The organism is Candidatus Ponderosibacter sp. Uisw_141_02 (assembly GCF_048087665.1).
Lineage (GTDB): Bacteria > Pseudomonadota > Alphaproteobacteria > Puniceispirillales > Puniceispirillaceae > UBA3439.
In genome coordinates this window covers 1,249,392-1,267,437 of sequence record NZ_CP159807.1, presented here as the reverse complement: position 1 = coordinate 1,267,437, position 18,046 = coordinate 1,249,392, and the positions used below count along the sequence as shown (strand labels likewise).

Here is an 18,046-nt window from a genome sequence, read left to right as displayed (position 1 = left end):
CTTAGCCTTTCACTGCTTTGACAATTTTTTGAGCTGCATCATCCAAATCATCGGCGGCGATAACATTCAGCCCACTGCTGTTGATAATGGCTTTGCCTTCATCGACCTTGGTACCTTCGAGGCGAACCACCAAAGGTACTTCAAGATTGATATCCTTGGCCGCTTGGACAACGCCCTCGGCAATAACATCACAACGCATGATGCCGCCAAAAATATTGACCAAAATCCCTTTTACATTTGGATCAGCGGTGATGATTTTAAAGGCTGCAGTAACGCGTTCGGTTGTTGCGCTGCCGCCAACATCAAGAAAGTTTGCTGGCTCGGCGCCATATAGCTTGATGATGTCCATTGTGGCCATCGCAAGACCGGCACCATTGACCATACAGCCGATTTCACCATCAAGAGCAATATAGGCAAGGTCATATTTTGAGGCTTCGACTTCTTTTTCATCTTCTTCAGTAATGTCGCGTAATTCCATAACATCGGGATGCCGGAACAGCGCGTTATTATCAAAAGACACTTTAGCATCAAGCACTTGAACATCATTTAATTTAGTGACGATCAACGGGTTGATTTCCAAAAGACTCATATCTTTGCTAACGAAGGCTTCGTATAGACTCTTGAAAAGCGCCATGCCCTGTTCGCGCGCTGATCCGTCAAGCTTGAGAGCGTCGGCAAGCGTTGCCGCGTTGGCATCAGTACAGCCAGCGCTGGCGTCGATGCAAACCGAATGAATCAGTTCAGGCGTGTCATGCGCAACCGTTTCAATATCCATGCCGCCTTCGGTTGAGGCAACGAAAGAGGTTTTGCCGGTTTCGCGATCAACAAGAATCGACAGATATAATTCACGGTCAATATCGGCGCCATCTTCGACATAAAGCTGATTGACGGCTTTGCCATTCGGGCCGGTTTGCTGTGTAACGAGGGTTTTGCCAAACATTTCAACAGCATTGGCAAGCGCTTCCTCGGCCGAGAAAGAGACGCGAACCCCGCCTTTGGCATCAGCGCCAAGTTCCTTGAATTTTCCCTTGCCGCGTCCGCCAGCATGGATCTGGCTTTTGACCACCCAAACTGGGCCGGGAAGGGATGCAATCGCGCTTTCGGCTTGGTCGAGGCTGGTGATCGCAACGCCAGCAGCAATGGGCGCACCAAATGTTTGTAAAATTTTCTTCGCCTGATGTTCATGGATATTCATTGTTACTGTCTTTCTCCCGCTATGTGGCCTTGTGTGATAAAGCCACGAAAATTGCAACGACCGGTCTGTTGTCACATATTCCTACAAAAAAGCACAAAAGTTTTTTACGGAACAGTTCTGGTGAAACTGCCTTGTGACATATTGGTTAGATCGGATCGTTGCTTTGCCTCATATTTTGCAATATTTCCATGTTATATGGTATACCACACACCACTAATAGCAAGCGCTATCGTTAAATAATAACCCCAAAAACCGCTTGACGAGTGTTGTGTCAGGTGTAAGGTATACCAGATAAAGTGCGTAATATCGCAAAAGTTATATTAGTCTAGGCCGGAAATTGCAGGGGAGGAATTGATGGCAATTGACGTCAAACTAAAGCCTGTTTCGATCAATTTCACCTTGAAAGATCACATTTATGATGTGCTTCGTGAAAGCATTTTAAAAGCTGATATTTATGATGCCGATGAAGAGCTGCGCCTTGATGAGCGCCGGCTTGCCGAGCAGCTTGGTATTTCACGAACGCCGATCCGAGAAGCTTTGGCGCGATTGGCACAAGATGGCCTTGTCGAGATTTTGCCGCGCAAGGGCGTTTTCATTCATCGCAAAACTCTGGAAGAGATTCTGGATATGGTCGTCACTTGGGCTGCGCTGGAAAGCATGGCAGCGCATATCGCCGCGCGCATTGCCCCCGAGGCCGATATTAAAGCGTTGCGTGAATTTGCCATGCGCCACAGCGCGACCGCGTCAAAGGCCGAGCTGAGCGAATATTCAGATGCTAATATCAAATTCCACCAGGCCATTTTTGATCTATCGGGCAGCCCGCTATTAAAGTCGACAACCGATGGTTTGTTTGCGCATATGTTTGCGGTGCGGCGTCGGGCAATGGGTGAAAATAATCGCGCCACCCATTCAGTTGCCGATCATATGGAAATTATCGAAGCGCTTGAGGCGCGCGACAGTGAATTGGCGTCGCGGCTGGTGCGCGAGCATACCATGCGTTTGCATGATCATATCCGGGAAAGATGGACGCGGCTTGCAAATAAAGGAAAAGCCCGCGCTGAAATCGCGAAATCAGAAAAAACATAAACGGTCATCTGCCATAACAAAATAAACAAGCCGCAGTTCCGACCAAAAGCGTAACGATCACTTTTTATATTTACTTTGAAGACACCAAGGAGACACAAAAAATGACTTCATCCGAGACACAGGCGCTAACCGACGGTTTTCACCTCGTTATTGACGCGCTTAAGCTCAATGATATCAACACAATTTATGGTGTGCCGGGCATTCCGATCACCGATCTTGGCCGGATTGCCCAAGCTGAGGGCATGCGGGTGATTTCCTTTCGTCATGAACAGCATGCCGGTAACGCAGCATCGATTGCCGGTTATCTAACCAAAAAGCCGGGCATCTGCCTAACCGTGTCGGCGCCGGGATTTTTGAACGGTCTGACCGCGCTTGCCAATGCCACCACAAATTGTTTCCCAATGATCTTGATCAGTGGTTCATCCGAGCGTGAGATTGTCGATCTGCAGCAGGGCGACTATGAAGAAATGGACCAGCTGGCCATTGCCAAGCCGCTTTGTAAGGCGGCCTTCCGCGTTCTTCACGCTGAAGATATCGGCATTGCTGTTGCCCGCGCCATTCGTGCCGCAGTTTCAGGTCGTCCGGGCGGTGTTTATCTTGATCTACCAGCCAAATTATTCGCCCAAGTCATGGATGCGGCTGAAGGCCAGAAATCACTTGTCAAAGTCGTTGATCCAGCACCGCAGCAATTGCCATCACCTGACTCGATTGCGCGTGCGCTTGATGTGCTGAAAAGCGCAAAACGTCCATTGATCATTCTTGGTAAAGGCGCTGCCTATGCGCAAGAAGACGAAATCGTGCGCAGCTTTGTTGAAAAAAGTGGCGTTCCCTATCTGCCGATGAGCATGGCCAAAGGTCTGCTGCCTGATGATCACCCGCAATCAGCCGGTGCCGCACGTTCGCTGGTCTTGAAAGAAGCCGATGTCGTGGTCATGGTTGGCGCGCGTTTGAATTGGCTGTTGTCACATGGCAAGGGCAAAAGCTGGGCGAGCCCGGATCGAAACGCTTTATTCAGGTTGATATCGAGCCGCGCGAAATGGACAGCAATGTCGAGATTGCGGCACCTGTCGTTGGTGATATCGGATCTTGCTTGAGCGCCATGAGCAAGGCGATGGGCGATAAATGGCCAGCCGTTCCTGCCGATTGGATTGCCAATATCCAGACGCGCAAAGATGTAAATCTGGAAAAAATGTCAGCCAAGCTGATGAGCAACACAGTGCCAATGGATTTCCATAGTGCGCTTGGTGCGCTTCGCACGATCGTCAAGCAGCGTCCTGATGCGATCCTTGTGAATGAGGGGGCAAACACCCTTGATTTCGCGCGGAGCATCATTGATGTGTTTAAGCCGCGCAAGCGTCTTGATGTTGGCACATGGGGCATTATGGGTATCGGCATGGGCGCAGCTGTTGCCGCGGCGGTCGAGACTGGCCTGCCCGTTTTGGCCGTAGAAGGCGATAGTGCCTTTGGATTTTCTGGCATGGAGATCGAAACGATCTGCCGCTATAATTTGCCGGTCTGTGTTGTTGTGTTCAACAATAACGGCATCTATCGCGGTACCGATCAAAACCCGACAGGTGGCGAAGATGTCGCCCCTACCGTATTTGTCAAAGATGCCCGCTATGACCAAATGATGGCTGCCTTTGGTGGTGTTGGCGTTTATGCGACGACACCGGATGAGCTGACACGCGCGGTGAATGAGGCAATGGACAGTGGCAAGCCAACCTTGGTCAATGCTGTCATTGACGAAAATGCCGGTACGGAAAGTGGTCGCATCGGTAACCTAAATCCACAAAGTGTGGTTTCAAAGAAATAGCACCAGAGTCAAGGCATTCCGGTTTAGACATAGGATAAGATTATGAAAGCTCTTCAAGGTATTAAAGTTCTGGATTTCACCCATGTTCAGTCAGGCCCAACCTGTACCCAGCTTCTGGCCTGGTTTGGGGCTGATGTGATCAAGGTTGAGCGTCCAGGTGTTGGTGATGCAACGCGCCAGCAGCTCGTCGATGTTGACGGGGCCGACAGCCTCTATTTCACCATGTTGAACCATAATAAACGGTCAATTGAACTGAATTCCAAAAACGAAACCGGCAAGCAGATTTTGACCCGTCTTATCGAAACTTGTGATGTTCTTGTGGAAAATTTTGCCCCGGGCGCACTTGATCGGATGGGCTTTACATGGGAGCGGATTCAAGAAATCAATCCGCGCCTGATCATGGCGTCAATCAAAGGCTTTGGCCCGGGTAAATATCAAGATTGCAAGGTTTATGAAAATGTCGCGCAATGTGCGGGTGGTTCGGCTTCAACAACCGGTTTTCGCGATGGCCCGCCATTGGTGACAGGCGCTCAGATTGGCGATTCGGGAACTGGTCTTCATTTGTGCCTTGGCATTGTAACCGCGCTGTTCCACCGTGAAAAATCTGGTCGGGGCCAAAAAGTCACTGCGGCGATGCAGGATTCGGTTTTAAACCTTGCCCGCGTAAAGCTTCGTGATCAGCAGCGTCTTGCCGCTGGCCCATTGAAAGAATATTCACAATTCGGCGAAGGCATCCCATTTGGTGATGCCACGCCGCGCGCTGGCAATGACTCAGGTGGCGGACAGCCCGGACGCATTCTGCGTTGTAAAGGGTGGGAGCAAGATCCAAACGCCTATACCTATTTCATCATTCAGGCGGCAGTCTGGGAAAAGGTTTGCGATATCATTGGCGAACCTGATTGGAAAACCAAAGAAGGTTATGCCAAGCCACCACAGCGGCTCGATAAATTGAACGAGATTTTTGAGCGTATTGAAAAATGGACAATGACCAAGACTAAATTTGAGGTCATGGATGCATGTAACCCGCTTGATATTCCGGTTGGCCCGATCTTGTCGATGAAAGAAATTGCCGAAGATGAAGGTCTTTATGCGACCGGAACTTTGGTAAAGGTCGATCATCCAGAACGCGGCGAATATATCTCGGTTGGCTGTCCGATAAAACTGTCCGACAGTCCGGCTGATGTTCAGCGCTCGCCATTGCTTGGTGAGCATACAACCGAAATTTTGACGGATGTTCTTGGTTATTCAGCTGAAGAGCTGGCCCAGATCATTGAATCAGGCGCGGTTGGTGCGGCTAAATAGGAACGTTATTTTGGTAGACCATTTATAAAAATGGTTTATCGGTGAAATTAAGCTTTGCACTTTAGGAGAGCAGGCAATGAGAATTGTATTACACGGACAGCAGGCTTTTGGTCAGGCTGTTTTGGAAAGACTTTTAGAACGCGGCGAAGATGTTGTTGCTGTTTGTTGTGCGCCGACAAAAGAGGGGAAGCCCGAGGACCCATTGGTCGAGCTAGCGCGTGAAAAGGGTTTGCCCGTTCATCAGCCTGCATCATGGAAAACCGCTGAAGCATTGGCGTTGATGCAATCATTCAATGCTGATGTTTGTATGATGGCATATGTTTTGTTGTTTGTGCCGCAGGAAGTGCGCGATGCACCGAAATATGGAACCTTTCAGTATCATCCGTCGCTTTGCCCAGAGCATCGCGGACCATCCTCGATCAACTGGCCGATTGCAATGGGGAAACCCCGCACTGGCTTGTCTATTTTCTGGCCTGATGATGGTCTGGATGAAGGCCCGATGATGTTGCAGAAAACCTGTGAAATCGGTCCTGATGAAACGCTTGGCGATGTTTATTTTAAAAAGCTGTTCCCAATGGGCGTTGATGCGATGATCGAAGGTCTTGAACTGGTCAAGGCTGGCGTCATCATCAAACATGACCAGCGTTTGGAAGATGGTTCATATGAAAGCTGGTTTGGCAAAGCCGCTGCCGAGATCGATTGGTCAAAGCCGGTGGCCGATATTTACAATATTATCCGTGCTGCCAATCCTGCGCCAGGGGCGTGGACAACAATTGCTGGTAGTGAATTGAAAATTTATGACAGTGCACGCATCGACGGCACTGGAACGGCTGGTGAAGTTGTTTCAGTTGACGAAGACGGCGTGACGGTACAGGCCGAAGGTGGACGTATTTTAATCAAACGTGTTCGGCCTGCCGATGGTGGAAAAATGGCGGCAAGCGAATGGGCTGCCGCTGCTGGAATTAACTCTGGAACAAAGTTAGGATCATAGCCGTGAGCTTCAAAACAGATATCGAAATTGCACGCGAAGCCAAGAAATTGCCAATTCAGGAAGTCGGCGCAAAGCTTGGTATTCCAAGTGCTGACCTACTCCCTTTTGGGCATGATAAGGCAAAAGTTTCTGAGAGCTTTATCAAAAGCCTGGCCAAAAAAGAAGATGGCCGCTTGATCTTGGTAACCGCGATTAATCCAACACCTGCCGGTGAAGGTAAAACCACAACAACCGTTGGTCTTGGCGACGGCTTGAACCGGATTGGCAAAAAAGCTGCCATCTGTATCCGTGAAGCATCACTTGGCCCGTGTTTTGGAATGAAGGGCGGCGCCGCTGGTGGTGGTTATGCCCAAGTCGTGCCAATGGAAGATATGAACCTGCATTTCACAGGTGATTTCCATGCCATCACATCAGCGCATAACCTGCTTGCCGCGATGCTTGATAACCATATCTATTGGGGCAATGAGCTGGATATCGATATTCGCCGTGTTGCTTTCCGCCGTGTTCTTGACATGAATGATCGTGCGCTTCGCGAAATCGTTTGTAATCTTGGCGGTGTGGCCAATGGTTTCCCTCGTGAAGCCGGATTTGACATTACCGTTGCCTCTGAAGTGATGGCGATTTTATGCCTTGCAACGGATCTTGCTGATCTTGAGCGTCGCCTTGGTGATATTATTGTTGCCTATCGCCGTGACCGGTCACCTGTCTTCTGTCGTGATATCAAGGCCGATGGCGCGATGACAGTTTTGTTGCAGCAGGCAATGCAACCAAATCTTGTGCAAACGCTCGAGAATAACCCTGCATTTGTCCATGGTGGCCCATTTGCAAATATCGCGCATGGCTGTAACTCAGTTGTGGCAACAACAACAGCGCTAAAGCTGGCTGATTATGTTGTGACCGAAGCTGGTTTTGGAGCAGACCTTGGTGCCGAAAAGTTTCTCAATATCAAATGCCGCAAAGCAGGGCTTCGTCCTGATGCGGTTGTTATTGTTGCAACTGTTCGTGCGATGAAGATGAATGGTGGCGTTGCCAAGGCCGATCTTGGCCAAGAAAATGTTGACGCTGTTAAAAAAGGCTGTCCAAACCTTGGTCGCCATATTGAGAATATCAAGCAATTTGGCGTTCCGGCGGTCGTTGCCATCAACCATTTTGTAACTGATACCGACGCTGAGGTTGAAGCGTTGAAAGACTTTGTTGCCGCGCAAGGCAGCGAAGCTATTTTGTCAACACATTGGGCAAATGGCAGTGAAGGCACAACCGAGCTTGCCAATAAAATTGTCGCTTTGATTGAGGGCAGTCCATCACAATACGCACCGCTATATCCGTCTGAAATGCCTTTGTTCGAAAAAATCGAAACGATTGCCAAACGCATTTATCGTGCCGATGAAGTGATTGCCGATGCCAAAATTCGTGACCAGCTGAAACAGTGGGAAGCACAGGGCTATGGTGATTTGCCGGTTTGTATGGCCAAGACCCAATACAGCTTTACCACCGACCCAAACCGTCGTGGTGCGCCAACGGGTCATAGCCTGCCAATCCGTGAAGTCAGATTGTCGGCTGGGGCTGGTTTTGTTGTGGTGATTTGTGGTGATGTTATGACCATGCCGGGGCTGCCACGAGTGCCATCAGCAGAGACCATCAGAATAAATGAAAATGGTTTGATTGATGGCTTATTTTAGGCTTGATCTCACGGACAGGTATCATAAGCTTATAATTCAGTAATATAATATTCTTGGGGGAGAGAATTCATGCTACGCAAAATTCTAGTGCCAGTCCGTGGTGATGGTAAGGGCGATAATGTCCTTGCCCATGCAGCCGCGCTGGCGCGCGGATTTAATGCGCATATTGAAATCACTCATTGCCGTGCAAAGCCGGAAAATCTGCTTCCCTTCGGGGTGCCAATTCCGGCTGCGCTTCGCGCCCAGCTTGTTGAAAGCACCAGTCAGGTGTTCGATATTGAAGAGGCCGGACTTCGCGACGAAGTGTTGGCGTTAAGCAAAACCCTCAATATCCGCATGTCTGAAAAGCCCGATGGAAAGTCAGTCACGGCAAGTTTTGTCGAAGAGGCAGGGCGTCAGATTGATGTGATTGGGCATCATGGCAGGCTTGCCGATATCATTGCCGTGGCCAAGCCGGACATTGACCGTAATCTCGGGGCGAATACCCTTAAAGCGGCTTTGTTCAATACCGGCAGGCCAGTTTTAATGTGTCCTGAACCGAGCGGGGCAATCCCTGATATTTTAGGAGCCAATGTCACCATTGCATGGGATGGATCACGAGAAGCATCGCGCGCCGTCATCACCTGCTTGCCAATACTTACCGCGGCAAAAACGGTAACAATTCTGACCGTCAAGTCAAAAGAGGTCAATGTAAAGCCATCTGAGCTGCAGGAATATCTATCAGCCCACGGCATTTCATCTGAGATTTTTGAAATCGAAACCAAGTCACGAACAGCGCAGGCGCTTTTGGACAAATCCAAAGAGATTGGTGCAGATCTAATGGTACTTGGTGCCTATAGTAAACATCATGATTTAGAAAGGCTTTGGGGTGGCACTACCCAATTTATCGTAGATCATGCAACGATCCCGGTAATCATGACAAATTAGTTGTCGGCCTGACAGTTTCAGGCAGTAACTTTTAAAAGCCATCGGATTAGAAGAATGGCACGGATATGGAGAATTTTTCCATGCACAATAAACCAGAGGAGAAGACTATGAAGTCCATTAAAAGATTAGTTTTTGGCGCAGTTAGCATGGTTCTGGCGGCAACGTCAGTGTCAGGTATTGCGGTTGCCGGCGGACATGGCTGGGAGCCTACCAAGCCAATTGATTTCATTATCATGGCAGGTAAAGGCGGCGGCGCTGACAAAATGGCTCGTTTGATGCAAGCTATTGTTGAAAAAGAGAATCTATCAAATCGGCCGTTGGTTCCAACAAACAAGTCCGGTGGTTCAGGTGCTGAGGCTTTGATTGCAGCCTCTAAGGCAAATGATCCGGATCACACAATCATGGTGACGTTGAACTCGTTTTATACGACTCCACTTCGTCAACCTGGTCTGAAAATTGATAGCTTGAGCTTTGCTCCAGTAGCACGGATGGCTGAAGATACATTTTTGCTTTGGGTCCACAAAGATAGTGGCCTGAAAACATTTGCCGAATTCCTAGCCAAAGCAAAAGCCGACGGTAATAAATGGGTAATGGGTGGAACTGGCAAAAACTCTGAAGATAACATCATCACCGACTTCCTGAACGACAACTACGGCTTGTCTATGAAGTACATCCCGTATAAGGGCGGCGGAGCTGTTGCAAAGCAGGTTGCTGGTAAGCAACTGAATTCATCTGTAAACAACCCATCAGAAGCTCTTGGTTTCTACGAGTCTGGCGATATGGTTCCATTGGTTGCGTTCACAAAATCGCGTCTGCCAATGTTCCCAAATGTGCCTACATTGAGTGAAGTGTTTGCAGGCGGTAAGCAGATTAGCTGGTCTTATTTCATGCAGCGGTCTGTTGTTGGCGCACCTGGAATGTCTGAAAAAGCTCAGGCTTATTATACTGATCTTTTTGCTAAAGTTTACGCTTCAAAAGATTGGCAAACATACAAGTCAAAGAAGTCACTCATGGGTGATCTCATGTCTGGTGCTGAGCTAAAGGCTTATTGGGCAGACCAAATTGCTAACCATACAAAAATTTTGAAGGCATCGGGCGCTATTAAATAGTGTCGATAACAAAATAAAATATTGAGAGGGATTTGAGGATATGCGTAGAGCTGAAATTATAACGGCAGTTATCTTGGGAATCCTCTCAATATATTTAATGTGGAAATCAGGGGAGGCTCCGGATTGGAATTCTGATATCGCCCGCTTTGATAATATCGGGTTGATAGAAGGTGAAGGCCCAGGTAGTGGGTTCTGGCCATTCTGGTTGTCCGCTATCATGCTGGTCTGCTCGATTTGGATCGGTGTTAACTGGTACCGCAGAACGTCACCGCCATCACAGTCAGACGAGGAGTTTCTGGATGGTTATGGACGACGCATGTTATTCGTTGTCGGTGGTGGTCTTTTTGGTTTTTTGATTTTAATTGAGATAGCTGGGTTTTATGCCGCAATCTTGGCCTTCATGATTTACTATGTTCGCTTCTTGGGACGACATAGTTGGTGGGCAACATTGTCCATTGCATTTGGCTTGGTTATCGCCTGTTTTTTCTTTTTTGACATCGCTATGCGTATTGTTCTCCCAAAGGGGTTGTCAGAGCCTCTGTTTATCCCCTTGTACGAACTCTTTCTATAATCACTGCCAGAATAACTGAGGAACAATAATATGGATGTTATCGCAGCTCTAATGAGCGGTATTTTGGTTGCGCTTGAACCAATCAATCTTGGTCTTGCAATCGTTGGTGTGATTGTAGGCTTGTTTGTTGGTGCAATGCCTGGCTTGGGTTCGGTGAATGGCGTTGCCATTCTGCTGCCGTTTACTTTTGTAATCCAGGGTTTCACCGGTGGTGCAACGTCACCAATGATTTTCCTTGCCTCAATCTATTATGGCGCAATGTATGGCGGGGCGATATCGTCTATCACGCTTGGTATTCCGGGGGCGTCAACCGCGGTTGCAACAACCTTTGATGGCCGGCCTCTTGCATTAGCTGGCAAGGCACATGTGGCTCTTGTTGCTGCTGCCTTGGCGTCATTTGCCGGCGGTACAGTCTCAAATGTCATGTTCACCGCCTTTGCGCCATTGTTGGCGGCTGTTGCCCTGTCATTTGGTGATCCTGAGGTCTTTGCGTTGATGTTGCTTGCCTTTGCGACTTTTGTTGGTCTCGGCGGTGATGATATTCCCAAAACAATCTTTTCGATCTGTATCGGCCTTGTATTGGCAACCGTTGGTTTTGATGTTGTCTCAGGCGAGCCGCGTCTGATATTTTTTGATATTACCGGCTTTTCACATGGCATTCGCTTCCTTGTCCTTGCCATCGGTGTTTATGGTATTGGCGAGATGCTCTGGACAATCAATACCTCGCGTTACGGATCATCAATGTCGAATGTTGATGTCACCGCCCGTGCCGTTATTGATGCGATCAAGCAGTTTAGACATGCGTGGCGCGGTACTGTCATCGGCTCACTTCTTGGCTTTTTCGTTGGTATTCTGCCAGCCGCAGGGGCAACCCCGGGGTCATTGATGGCCTATGGTGTTGCCAAACTGACATCGCGTAACCCAGGCGAATATGGCAAAGGCTCGATCGACGGCGTTGCAGCACCTGAAGCGGCAAATAACTCGGCCTCAACAGGGGCAATGTTGCCAATGATGACGCTTGGTATTCCGGGGTCGCCAACAACGGCTGTTCTTCTTGCTGGTATGGTGATTTGGGGTTTGCAGCCAGGGCCGTTGCTATTTACCAACCAGCCTGATTTCGTTTGGCCGCTGATTGGCTCATTCTATATCTCGAACGTGATTGCCGTGCTGATCAATCTGGCCTTCATCCCCGTATTCTTGTGGATGCTGCGGATGCCATTTACGATTTTGGCGCCTCTGATCTTTGTTCTGTCGCTTGTTGGAACTTATGCTGCCTATCAGGATATGTTCGACGTCTGGTTGATGGTGCTTGTTGGGTTTGGTGCATTCTTCCTGCGCTTGCTCGACTATCCGGTCGCACCGGCGGTTCTGGCGATTGTGCTTGGACCGATTGCCGAACCAAAATTGCGTCAGTCACTTTTGTTCTCTGACGGTGACTTTATGATCTTCTTCAACCGGCCAATCGCTGGGCCGATCACGGTCATCGCCATCGTGCTGATCCTCTTGCCATTGTTCAAGTTGATCCGAGACAAGATGAGACAAACAGCATAAAACAAAAGGGGCACTTCGGTGCCCCTCCTTAATTTCTGGCGTTGAGTGGATCGCGAAACATGGCTCAAAAACCATCTTTACCCGATAATGAATTTCACGCATGGAACCCGGGCCTTAGTTCCAATTTGCCAACAAGGCTGTTGCCACTTATCACCTTATTCCGGCCTGAAAATAGCGATGTCGGCTATCAGCAGGCGAAAGAAGCGGCCGATTTTTCCGGCCTTGCGGTTGAGCATCTTTGCGCCTTAAAGGTGGAACGGCTCGTTGCGCATGAGGTGCTTATCCGCGTCACTGCCGATTTATCGGTGCCTGATGGGCCAAGCTATGAATATCTTGGTTTGCAGCTTCGCGGCATGGTCGATAGAATTTATCGCCATTATATGGTTCCCGAAATGCAGGATATTGCAGCCGGATTTGATCTTGTGCGGCAACGCGCTAAGCAGGAACTGACCGTGCTTGTTGATGAAATCTGTTCTTTTGATGCGCCGCAGAAAAACCCAAAATCAGGCTTTTTCGGATTTTTGAAACGGCAACCAAAACCCATAGATAAAAACTCAAAACCGCCGGAACTACAGGCCTTAGATCAATTGCGGCAGCGGGTTCGCAATAAGGATGATTTTCCTGCCGCCTGCATGACCGCTCTAATTAATGTGGTGAGCGGCATTTTAGGAAAGCAGGGGCGCATTGTCACTGACCGGCAATTGATTGTTGAACTGGCGCTTCGGGTGTTTTGCAATGATCAGGGCAGTACTGAAATTGGCCATTTGATTGCGCCGATTTTCGAAAAGGCGGCCAAGGCCGAGGGCTATCAGTTTTTGCCAGCACAAAGCGAACCAATTGTGATGAATACAAAAGGGGCGTCGGCCGCTGGGAAAAGCACGATCCGCCCACAACAACGGCGCCTCGCCGAACGCATGGGCGTGCCATGGGAAGATTTTGCCCTTATCAGCCCAGATTATTGGCGTAAATATCTGCTGGATTATGACAGTCTTGGTGTTGATTATAAATATGCCGCCATGCTGACCGGCCGGGAATTGGAATTTGTTGATAAAAAACTTGATCGCTATATGGCGCAAAAGGCCAAGAAAAAAACCGTTCCGCATCTGCTGATTGACCGGTTTCGGTTTGATAGTTTCAAGATTGACAGTGAGGGCGATTACAAAAGTACGCTATTGAGCCGGTTTGGATCGACAGTCTTTTTGTTTTTTGCGGTCACGCCGCCGCTAGCAACCGTTGAACGTGCATGGCAACGCGGGCTGACAACAGCGCGTTACAAGGCTGTGGATGATCTTCTCTATCACAACATCGAGGCTTTCACCGGCATTCCCGAATTGTTTTTTTCATGGATGTCGATTACCGATAAAAATATTTATTTCGAATTTTTGGATAATGATGTTCCGTTTGGCGAATTGCCAAAAACAATTGCCTTTGGCCGCAATGGTTCGATGACGGTTCTTGATCCGGTGGCCTTGTCCAATATTGATCGGTTCAAAGAGGTTAATGTTGCCGCAACACGACCCGAAGATGTGTTAAGTCCCGATTGGATGCCAAGCTATCAATTTTTGCGGCAATGTATTGAGGCTTTGCCAAAGCTGGAATTTGCAGATCAGGACAGCGCGAAAATATATGGGCGCATCGAAAAGGCTGAATGGGTCTATAAAAATGCTGCGGCTAAGCCAAATAATGCAAATGCAGATGGGTGCTTGGTTGCAGTCGGATGGGATGCGCCACCCGCGCCAAATTCCTTGCCAATCGAGGTGATTGATAGCGATGAGGTCAAAACGGTGACGCTTGGCGCATGGGGCGCGTCGCAGCGATCGGACGTTCGGAAATAAATCGGACATTTCAAGGAACGCATTGTCATGTATAAATTGAACAGATTGCCATGAACAAAGCGATTGCCATGAGCAAACAGATTGTTTTTATTCGCGCGGTCAAGGGTGTCATTATTGGGCAATTGCTGATATCAGTTGTCGGGTTCGGCGCTCTGTTTGAACTCTATTCTGCAAATTTCTTGATGAAGCATTTCTGGGCAGTGCTGTTGGTGCTGTTTGCGCTGGCTTTCTTGATAGCAGAATTCTTGGCCTATCTTGAGCGGCGCATAGCCTATTATGTGGCACGCCGGTCTCTCTAATCTATTTACTTTGTTATTGGTAAAAGGAAAATTCCAAGATAACGAATTATTTAATTGAGCCGGCACAGCAAGTCAGCTTGCCAGTTCGTGGCAGCGATGCTGCTTTTCCGGTGCGCCGAATCTATTGTATTGGCCGCAATTACGCCGATCACGCGATTGAAATGGGGCATGACTCGGGTAAAGAACCGCCATTCTTTTTCCAGAAAAATGCGGAAAATGTTGATACCAGCGGTGAGTTTCCGTACCCGCCACAAACCAGTGATGTGCATTTCGAAATGGAAATGATTGTTGCGCTGAAAAGTGGCGGTGTTGATATTCGTGAAGAAGATGCGCTTGAACATGTGCTTGGCTATGGTCTTGGGCTGGATATGACGCGCCGCGATTTGCAGGGCGAGGCCAAAAAGATGGGTCGTCCGTGGGAAATCGGCAAGGCATTTGAGAGGTCTGCACCGATGAGCGAACTGGTACCAGCCAGTGACACTGGTCATCTTGATCAGGGGCGCATTGCGCTTCAGGTAAATGGCGCCGAACGTCAGGTTGGTGATTTGAACCAGATGATCTGGAAAGTGCCGGAAATGATTGCCTATCTTTCGCGCTTTTATGACATTGCTGCTGGTGATCTCATCATGTCAGGTACGCCAGCCGGTGTGGGGCCGATCGAACGCGGTGACGTGATGGTTGGCGAGGTTGAAGGCATCGGCTCATTTACCGTTACCGTTGTCTGATAAAACAGCCATTAGCTGAAACAGCCACAGATATGGGCGTGGTGCTAGTCGATTGATAGAACCGCGCCCATGCCTGATGCGGCATGTTCTAGCATATGACAATGAAACAGCCATAGACCCGGATTATCGGCTCTGAAAACTAGGCTGATACGCTCTTGTGGTTGCATAAGCCATGTGTCGCGCTGGCCTGCAGGCAGGGCAAGCGTCGGATCATCCGACATAACCCAAAAATGATGGCCATGAAGATGCATCGCATGGCGCCATGCTGTGTCGTTATAGACATCAAGCGATACAAGGTCATTTTGATCAATCTCGGCAAAAAGCGTCGAATAATCGCCAATCTGGCCATTGAAAGCCCATAGTTTTTTGTGTTTTTGTGCCAATTCCCGAAGTGACAATTCCGCACCTTCAAACATTGCTTTTTGCAAATTGCCCATTGCGCCACCCTGCATGTGAATTGGGATGCGGCGCAGTTTGTTCAAAGATGGTAACGGTGCGGGTTTTGGCGGGTTGACCGGCGTTTTGGCGAGGTTCGAGTGGCCAAGCGCGGGGTCAACAACCAGTGTTGCGGCGGGATAAGGCTCACCAGTGCTGATTTCGGCAAGCTCAATGCTGCCGCGATCCATATCCAGAATAACATCGGCACGTTGCGCGGGCGCTAAGGTGATCTTAGTCACTTGTTCCGGCTGGCAAAAAGCGCCATCAAGTGCGATCAAAGTCGCGGGCGCTTCGGTTAATTGGATTGTCATAATGCGTGCATTGGCGGCACTGATTAGGCGCAAACGGATGCGTGCCGTGTCTTTTACGCGAAATTCGGGTGCCGATTTGCCATTGACGGTAAGCCAGTTGCCAAGCCGTCCACCATGCGACCAATCATGCAGCCCACCTAATGATGCTTGGTCGATTTGCCCGTCATTATCCAGCCGCCAATCATCAATCATCAGACACAGATCATGATCAACCTCAGGGTCTTGATCATCATCAATAATCAAAGGGCCATAAAGGCCGCGTGCCACCTGTTCCCAGCCCATATTATGGGCGTGATACCAATAGGTGCCGCTGTCATTTAGCGGAAATTCATAGGCAAAGGTCTCGCCAGGTTCGATCGGTGCTTGCGTAAGATTGGCAACACCGTCCATTTCATTCAAATTACGAATGCCATGCCAGTGAATGGTTGTCGCCACATCGAGATTATTTCGAACCTCAGCGCGAAGCATTTCGCCTTTGCGATAGCGCAGCATGGGGCCTGGACACGATTGGTTGTAAAGCCATAGATCAGTGTCAGGCTGGCCAGTGCCAGCAATATTTAGCCGTGTCTTGCCAGCGGTGATTTGCTGCATTGATGGTGCGGCAATCACGCTAGTCCAAGGCGTGGAGGCGGCCAATGAGCTTGTTGCACCGGCGGCGGCGAGGGTAAGAAAATGGCGTCGTTTCATGATATGTTGATAGCACCTGATGACGGCATTGACGATAGAAAATCAGTTGTATCGGCTGATTTGTCACAGGTTATGCCAGCTGGTTGCCACGCGTTTGCCAGCAATTTAAGGGGTCGCATTGGGGAAAAATAAAGGTCTGTTTTCATGCTGGAAAGTGGCAATTGCGGTTTGCCCCTTGGGAGATAATAGCCAATCTACAAAAATTCGAGATTCACCAGCCTTTATTGTCGGGCAATGGGTCTGGCTTACCAAAACAATGCCATATTGGTTAAATAATGCCGGATCACCCTGAAATAGCGGAATATGTGTGGTTTTATTTTTAAATGTCAGCCATGTTGCGCGATCGGTAAGCGCATAGGCATCAGCTTGAACGGCAAAATTAAGCGTTGCCCCCATACCAAGGCCGGTTTCAAGATACCATTTACCGCTGGCATCTTTTGGCGTTGCGCTAGCGGCCTGCCAAAACCGACGTTCGGCCTTATGCGTGCCGCTATCATCACTTCGTGACGCAAATCGGGCTTTGGCAGCGGCAATTTTCTGAAAAGCCTCGGTAGTTGTTTTGGCGGTTCCGATTTGTGCCGGATCATCCTTTGGCCCAACAAGAATGAAGTCATTATACATTAAATCATGGCGTTGACTGCCAAAGCCGTCGATCACAAATTGTTCTTCATCAATTTTTGAATGGACAATGACCAGCTCGGCATCACATTTTTTGGCATTGCGAAGCGCCTGACCCGTGCCAACGGCAACAATCCGCACAATAATATCGTTTTCAGCCTCGAATAGCGGCAATAGATGGTCATAAAGGCCGGAATTCTGGATTGATGTGGCAGATTGAACAATGATAACGGGCGAGGCGGCATGGCTCATTAGGGCAAAAAAGCTGGTAAAAAGGGCGATGCAACCTGCCATCACCAACCGTGTCAAACACGATAGGCCGCGCAGGATTGAAAAAAAGCTGAAACGAAACCGGATCATCCATATCTTTTATTGAATATTGAGAAGCGTTGCAAACCCGATGTTTTGTTTTTCATATCGCCTCGCATGTGGATAATAGGTAAGGTTAATGCGGACAGGGTTTGTTGGCGAAGGAGGTCGTTTTTGACCGCACCGAAAAAGACAAGGCATGCGGCCCAAGAACCGGGGGTGCGTACAAAATTATTCATTGCCGATGAGACCATTGGCCTTGGCAAAATCAATTTGCTGGCCTTGCTTGGCGAGGCTGGGTCGATTAGCGCGGCCGCGCGCCAAATGGGAATGAGTTATCGCCGAGCATGGTTCTTGCTTGATTCAATGCAAAGCGGGTTTCGCGACCCCTTGTTTGTGACCGAGCGCGGCGGGTCGAGCAAGGGCGGTGCTAAATTAACCCCGCTTGGTGAAGATTTGATTCGCCGCTATCGGGCGCATGTCGCGCTTGTTGATGATCAATCAGCCGATATTTTGTCATGGATGAGGGCCGTTCAGATTGGCCAAAATGATGATTAGGTGATGCTGTTTGATAAAACAGCGCTGGCAACGGGTTCATCT

General features: G+C 49.1%; 15 protein-coding genes and 1 pseudogene. 13 read left to right on the top strand and 3 right to left on the bottom strand.

The genetic code is table 11. The features are described 5' to 3' along the window. Position 1 precedes the first annotated feature (1 nt). Positions 2-1,195 carry an ADP-forming succinate--CoA ligase subunit beta gene (gene sucC, locus ABXT40_RS06450; RefSeq protein WP_443644811.1) on the bottom strand — a complete coding sequence of 398 codons (1,194 nt, stop codon included), beginning with the start codon at positions 1,193-1,195 and terminating at the stop codon, positions 2-4. A gap of 354 nt (positions 1,196-1,549) precedes the next feature. Between sucC and ABXT40_RS06445 the strand changes: the two genes are divergently transcribed. The 12 genes and pseudogenes from ABXT40_RS06445 (at position 1,550) to ABXT40_RS06390 (ending at position 15,083) form a co-directional block, all read left to right on the top strand. Next, entirely contained in the window at positions 1,550-2,281 is a 732-nt protein-coding gene (locus tag ABXT40_RS06445; RefSeq protein ID WP_443644810.1) for a GntR family transcriptional regulator, read from the top strand. A gap of 101 nt (positions 2,282-2,382) precedes the next feature. Next, positions 2,383-4,094: pseudogene (oxc, locus tag ABXT40_RS06440) on the top strand (oxalyl-CoA decarboxylase). A 39-nt stretch (positions 4,095-4,133) separates the two neighbouring features. Beyond that, entirely contained in the window at positions 4,134-5,396 is a 1,263-nt protein-coding gene (frc, locus tag ABXT40_RS06435; RefSeq protein WP_443646971.1) for a formyl-CoA transferase, read from the top strand. A gap of 76 nt (positions 5,397-5,472) precedes the next feature. Continuing rightward, complete coding sequence (locus ABXT40_RS06430) at positions 5,473-6,387, top strand: methionyl-tRNA formyltransferase (protein ID WP_443644809.1); 915 nt, start codon at positions 5,473-5,475, stop codon at positions 6,385-6,387. Positions 6,388-6,389: 2 nt separating this feature from the next. Beyond that, positions 6,390-8,066 carry a formate--tetrahydrofolate ligase gene (locus tag ABXT40_RS06425; RefSeq protein WP_443644808.1) on the top strand — a complete coding sequence of 559 codons (1,677 nt, stop codon included), beginning with the start codon at positions 6,390-6,392 and terminating at the stop codon, positions 8,064-8,066. Between the two features lie 69 nt (positions 8,067-8,135). Further along, positions 8,136-8,993, top strand: a complete 858-nt coding sequence (locus tag ABXT40_RS06420) for a universal stress protein (RefSeq protein WP_443644807.1) — start codon at positions 8,136-8,138, stop codon at positions 8,991-8,993. 107 nt (positions 8,994-9,100) lie between these two features. After that, the gene (locus tag ABXT40_RS06415; protein ID WP_443644806.1) at positions 9,101-10,102 is read left to right on the top strand and encodes a Bug family tripartite tricarboxylate transporter substrate binding protein; all 1,002 of its coding nucleotides are present in this window, start codon (positions 9,101-9,103) and stop codon (positions 10,100-10,102) included. 40 nt (positions 10,103-10,142) lie between these two features. Further along, positions 10,143-10,673: a tripartite tricarboxylate transporter TctB family protein gene (locus ABXT40_RS06410; RefSeq protein WP_443644805.1), complete on the top strand. Its 531-nt coding sequence runs from the start codon at positions 10,143-10,145 to the stop codon at positions 10,671-10,673. Positions 10,674-10,703: 30 nt separating this feature from the next. Further along, the gene (locus tag ABXT40_RS06405) at positions 10,704-12,224 is read left to right on the top strand and encodes a tripartite tricarboxylate transporter permease (RefSeq protein ID WP_443644804.1); all 1,521 of its coding nucleotides are present in this window, start codon (positions 10,704-10,706) and stop codon (positions 12,222-12,224) included. Between the two features lie 59 nt (positions 12,225-12,283). Then, on the top strand, positions 12,284-14,059 hold the full coding sequence (locus ABXT40_RS06400) for a hypothetical protein (protein ID WP_443644803.1): 1,776 nt from the start codon (positions 12,284-12,286) through the stop codon (positions 14,057-14,059). 68 nt (positions 14,060-14,127) lie between these two features. Continuing rightward, positions 14,128-14,358 (top strand): hypothetical protein, encoded by a 231-nt coding sequence (locus tag ABXT40_RS06395; RefSeq protein ID WP_443644802.1) that lies wholly within the window; start codon positions 14,128-14,130, stop codon positions 14,356-14,358. 38 nt (positions 14,359-14,396) lie between these two features. Continuing rightward, a complete protein-coding gene (locus ABXT40_RS06390) occupies positions 14,397-15,083 on the top strand; it encodes a fumarylacetoacetate hydrolase family protein (RefSeq protein ID WP_443646970.1) in 687 nt (228 codons plus the stop codon). 44 nt (positions 15,084-15,127) lie between these two features. On the opposite strand, the gene ABXT40_RS06385 is transcribed toward ABXT40_RS06390, so the two are convergent. Next, entirely contained in the window at positions 15,128-16,519 is a 1,392-nt protein-coding gene (locus tag ABXT40_RS06385; RefSeq protein ID WP_443644801.1) for a multicopper oxidase family protein, read from the bottom strand. A 105-nt stretch (positions 16,520-16,624) separates the two neighbouring features. Beyond that, entirely contained in the window at positions 16,625-17,431 is an 807-nt protein-coding gene (locus ABXT40_RS06380) for a substrate-binding domain-containing protein (protein WP_443644800.1), read from the bottom strand. A gap of 189 nt (positions 17,432-17,620) precedes the next feature. On the opposite strand from ABXT40_RS06380, the gene ABXT40_RS06375 reads away from it, so the two are divergent. After that, a complete protein-coding gene (locus ABXT40_RS06375; RefSeq protein WP_443644799.1) occupies positions 17,621-18,004 on the top strand; it encodes a winged helix-turn-helix domain-containing protein in 384 nt (127 codons plus the stop codon). Positions 18,005-18,046 lie beyond the last annotated feature (42 nt).

Bases quoted from the DNA above. Each gene is read 5' to 3' on its own strand.
- sucC (WP_443644811.1), bottom strand. From the start codon at position 1,195: ATGAATATCCATGAACATCAGGCGAAGAAAATTTTACAAACATTTGGT.
- ABXT40_RS06445 (WP_443644810.1), top strand. From the start codon at position 1,550: ATGGCAATTGACGTCAAACTAAAGCCTGTTTCGATCAATTTCACCTTG.
- ABXT40_RS06430 (WP_443644809.1), top strand. From the start codon at position 5,473: ATGAGAATTGTATTACACGGACAGCAGGCTTTTGGTCAGGCTGTTTTG.
- ABXT40_RS06420 (WP_443644807.1), top strand. From the start codon at position 8,136: ATGCTACGCAAAATTCTAGTGCCAGTCCGTGGTGATGGTAAGGGCGAT.
- ABXT40_RS06415 (WP_443644806.1), top strand. From the start codon at position 9,101: ATGAAGTCCATTAAAAGATTAGTTTTTGGCGCAGTTAGCATGGTTCTG.
- ABXT40_RS06410 (WP_443644805.1), top strand. From the start codon at position 10,143: ATGCGTAGAGCTGAAATTATAACGGCAGTTATCTTGGGAATCCTCTCA.
- ABXT40_RS06405 (WP_443644804.1), top strand. From the start codon at position 10,704: ATGGATGTTATCGCAGCTCTAATGAGCGGTATTTTGGTTGCGCTTGAA.
- ABXT40_RS06400 (WP_443644803.1), top strand. From the start codon at position 12,284: ATGGCTCAAAAACCATCTTTACCCGATAATGAATTTCACGCATGGAAC.
- ABXT40_RS06395 (WP_443644802.1), top strand. From the start codon at position 14,128: ATGAGCAAACAGATTGTTTTTATTCGCGCGGTCAAGGGTGTCATTATT.
- ABXT40_RS06385 (WP_443644801.1), bottom strand. From the start codon at position 16,519: ATGAAACGACGCCATTTTCTTACCCTCGCCGCCGCCGGTGCAACAAGC.
- ABXT40_RS06380 (WP_443644800.1), bottom strand. From the start codon at position 17,431: ATGGCAGGTTGCATCGCCCTTTTTACCAGCTTTTTTGCCCTAATGAGC.